The 3,697-nt window shown below is 30.0% G+C and carries 3 protein-coding genes; 2 read left to right on the top strand and 1 reads right to left on the bottom strand.

Translation table 11 applies throughout. The features are described 5' to 3' along the window. Nucleotides 1-245: 245 nt before the first annotated feature. On the bottom strand, nt 246-1,178 hold the full coding sequence (locus ACU8DI_RS15180) for a transglutaminase domain-containing protein (RefSeq protein ID WP_447113642.1): 933 nt from the start codon (nt 1,176-1,178) through the stop codon (nt 246-248). A gap of 215 nt (nt 1,179-1,393) precedes the next feature. Here ACU8DI_RS15180 and ACU8DI_RS15175 point away from each other — a divergent pair, with 215 nt between their 5' ends. Both ACU8DI_RS15175 and ACU8DI_RS15170 read left to right on the top strand, forming a co-directional pair. Continuing rightward, nucleotides 1,394-2,650 (top strand): AAA family ATPase, encoded by a 1,257-nt coding sequence (locus ACU8DI_RS15175; protein WP_447113641.1) that lies wholly within the window; start codon nt 1,394-1,396, stop codon nt 2,648-2,650. Between the two features lie 10 nt (nt 2,651-2,660). Continuing rightward, nucleotides 2,661-3,338, top strand: coding sequence for an RloB family protein (locus ACU8DI_RS15170; protein WP_447113640.1), 678 nt, complete (start codon nt 2,661-2,663; stop codon nt 3,336-3,338). The last annotated feature ends 359 nt before the right edge of the window (nt 3,339-3,697 follow it).

Raw genomic sequence — 3,697 nt, 5'->3', positions numbered from 1 at the left:
GTAAATAATTTTCCAAGACTTCTTTATCAATTTGGTAATTGATTAAAATTCGTCTGTCGATTATTCCTTTTATTTTCGGTATTCTCATTTGAGTGAGCAAATTGCACCTAACGTAATTGTGTATGGTTTCGTTGCGGTTTTTAAGGTACGGATTTTTCGGTTGAGCTAAGAATTTATGAAGTTGTAGGAAATTTAATAAATCTAACAATACCGCAATGAGCTATACACGGTGTTAGCACACGTATTTATTCTAGTTTGAATGCAACAATTGCTTTGTAGTCAATATAAATTACCAATTCTCTTTCTCTATTCAATCCAGATAAATCTATTTCAAATTCTAAATCCTCATTATTCTTAAATTCCGTTACTTGATAATTTGTTTTATCAAGGTCATAACTGATTGAACTTACATTTTTGTCATAGGAAAATGTAAATTTAAGTGTACCTACTTCTGATTTTTTTATAATTCCATTTGATGGATTTATGAGCTTAAAATCATAATTGTATAATAGTGGACTATTTAAAAAATCTTCTTTCTCAACTTTTGTATCCAAAAGAGCGTTTTCATAATAATCGGGATAATGTTTTTTTATAAATAAGTTTGGATCAGTTAAAAAGTAAAAATAATTAGCCTTTTTTTCAAAATGTTTGTTGTAAGTTCCTGCTCCCCAAGTTACATCAATTAAATAAGACTTATTTTCAATTAAAACTATATTCCAAGCATGGTTAGAATGGTATCTTTTACCAATATCTCTTACAATAGTTTTAGCATTACCACTAACTATTTTTGATTTGATATTCAGATTGTCACAGATTGCAGTGAACAAGGTTGAATACCCCTCACAAACAGCTCTTCCTTTTGAAATAACCCTTGAGGATAGTTTTTTTTCAAATTTAGCTTTTCTTTTTTCAAATTCTTTCTTGTTAGAATATTCGTAACTATAAATTCCGGATTCGCTCAAATCATAAGCTACATTATTTATAATCCAAGTATAAACTGCCCGAACTTTATCAAAATCAGTTGAAAAATCTGAAGATATTCTATCAGCTAGTTTTGTTACAGAACTAAATTTTGTAGGATATGTCAAAACTATAGAATCTACTTTTTTATAATTCTGCGACCAACCCAAAGTCGAGAAGAAGATAAAAAGTAAAATGACTAAAGTTCGTTTTTTCATATGTGTGCTAACGGTCTCGGCTATGAGTAGTTGCGTGGGTTAGCACTAACTTTTGCAAGTAAACACCAAGCTGAAAATCCGTGAGGATTTTCAGATGTAAGCGAGAACAAGCAATTACTTATAGCCATTGTTGTGTGTCGTTTTTATTCACATACTAGTGTTAAAACAATAGTATTTGTTAAAAATAGATGTATTTTTGTAGAAAACCTTCATAAATGATAATTTATTTTAAGATTAGAAATTATGAGTCAATAAAAAATACTTTGACTCTCAGTTTTTTAGCAACAGGTATAAGTGAACATTCAGATTCAAATGTAATTCAAAAAGGTAGAGACGAATTATTGAAAACTGTTGTTCTTTATGGGCATAATGCTAGTGGGAAATCAAATGTATTGGATGCAGTTGCTTTTTTCAGATGGATGATACTTTATTCGGCAACTGATTTACAAAGTAATGAAGAAATCGAAGTAGAACCATTTAAGTTAAGTACAGAAACTGAAGATGAACCTAGCTATTTTGAAATGTCTTTTTATGTTGGAAATATAAAATATAGGTATGGCTTTGAAACTACGGATGAGAAGATTGTGAAAGAATGGTTATTAGAGACAAAAAAAGTTAAAGAATATCCAGTTTTTTTAAGAATCGAAAATGAATATCAAATTGATGACAAAAGATTTGCAAATGCATCTGGTCTTGAAAAAAGAACTCGTGATAATGCTTTGTTTTTAGCTGTTTCTGCTCAATGGAATGTCAAAAAAGCTGAAAAAATACTTGAATGGTTTGATAAAACTTATGCTGTTCACGGTTTAATGGACCAAACCTACAGAGATGAAACATTGGAAATCCTAGAAAATAAAGATTATTCTAATTTGATAAATACCTTTATTAAAAAAGCTGATTTAGGTATTAATGGAATAGATGTAATGGACATTAAATACGAAGACGTTATTGAATTTGTACCTAAAGAGATGAAAAAGAATTTTAAAGAAAAATTCGACAAAACTGATAATAGGGCAATTCTTATGATTCATAATAAATATGATAAGGATAACAAACTAGTAGGTAATGCACCATTTTTGCTTGATAAATACGAATCGGAAGGAACGAAGAAGTTCTTTAATATGATAGGTGTTTATGTTAAAGCATTAAAGGAAAATCGTTTTTTAATAATAGACGAATTTGATGCGAGATTACACACTTTATTGACAAAAGCCATAATAAATTTGTTTAATTCTCCAACTGTTAAAAGTGAAGCGCAGCTATTGATTGCTTGTCACGATACTGCTTTATTGGATAAAAGGATTTTACGAAGAGACCAAATTTGTTTTATTGAAAAAGATGAATATGGTGGAACTGAATTGGTGTCTCTGGTTGAATATAAACCGAGGAAAGAGAGCCCATATGATAGAAATTATTTAGATGGTAAATATGGTGCCATTCCGATAATTTCTGATTTAGAGGAATTGTTTTAATTGGTTTTCTATGAAGAATAATTTCTCATTTGCAGATTTTTTAAAAGAATTAGAAGAGTCCAAAGAAAAGGAAGTTGTTAAGAAAGTGGAACAACTTCAAGAAAGAAAATACTTTCTTATAGTATGTGAAGGTGAAAAAACAGAGCCAAATTATTTTCGATATTTCAGAAATAAGTTACCAAAACATTTATTAAATACAGTTGAGTTGGTAGGTGAAGGTGATAACACCTTGAATGTGGTCAAAAAGGCAATAAGTTTAAAACTTGAGAGACTAAAAGACCCTATAACTCCAGAATTCGATGAAGTATGGGCAGTTTTTGACAAGGATGACTTTCCTAATGAAAGAGTTGATTCCGCATTCAATTTAGCAAATCAAAGTAATATCAAATGCGCTTTTTCAAATCAGTCTTTTGAACTTTGGTATGTACTTCATTTTCAATATTTAGATGCAAACCTGCATAGAAGTCAATATATCGAGATTTTATCAGATATATTAGGCCTAAAATATGAGAAGAATAGTGAAGAAATAGTTGAACTTATTTTTGAAAAAGGTGATTTAAATCTAGCAGTTAAGAGTTCGAAAAAGTTGGAAGAAATTAATAAAGGAAAATCCCCATCAAATTCAGCTCCTTTTACTTCAGTTTATTTGTTGGTTGAAAATTTGATGGAATATTGTGTACCCAAATGACACACAACGTAATTGTGTATGATTTGTTGCGGAATTTCAGCCGAAGCGCTTTGCGCTTGGATGAGCCGTTTATGGCGAAAATTCCTCGGGAAAAAAAGCGCAAGGTTGAACCAGCAGTTCTTTCCGAGTTTTAAAGATAGTAAATTATGTGAGATTTTTTCCTTGACTTAACCAACAAGAGCAATGAATTATACACGGTGTTGGCAGTAGTTTTTATTCTTTTAATATTTTTGTTAGGTTATTTTTCCAGTCCGTAATTAAGAATTTGTCCATTATTCTGTTGTCAGTTCCAATTACATAACATATTCTTGAACAATATTGCATCCTATATTTATCATAAAAATCTTGGTTAAATGCAT

The sequence above is a fragment of the Psychroserpens sp. BH13MA-6 genome, assembly GCF_052983595.1.
This window is presented reverse-complemented; position numbering and strand designations above follow the sequence as displayed.

What these genes read in the sequence shown, in the direction of transcription:
- ACU8DI_RS15180 (WP_447113642.1), bottom strand. Translation starts at nt 1,178, where the DNA reads ATGAAAAAACGAACTTTAGTCATTTTACTTTTTATCTTCTTCTCGACT.
- ACU8DI_RS15170 (WP_447113640.1), top strand. Translation starts at nt 2,661, where the DNA reads ATGAAGAATAATTTCTCATTTGCAGATTTTTTAAAAGAATTAGAAGAG.
- ACU8DI_RS15175 (WP_447113641.1), top strand. Translation starts at nt 1,394, where the DNA reads ATGATAATTTATTTTAAGATTAGAAATTATGAGTCAATAAAAAATACT.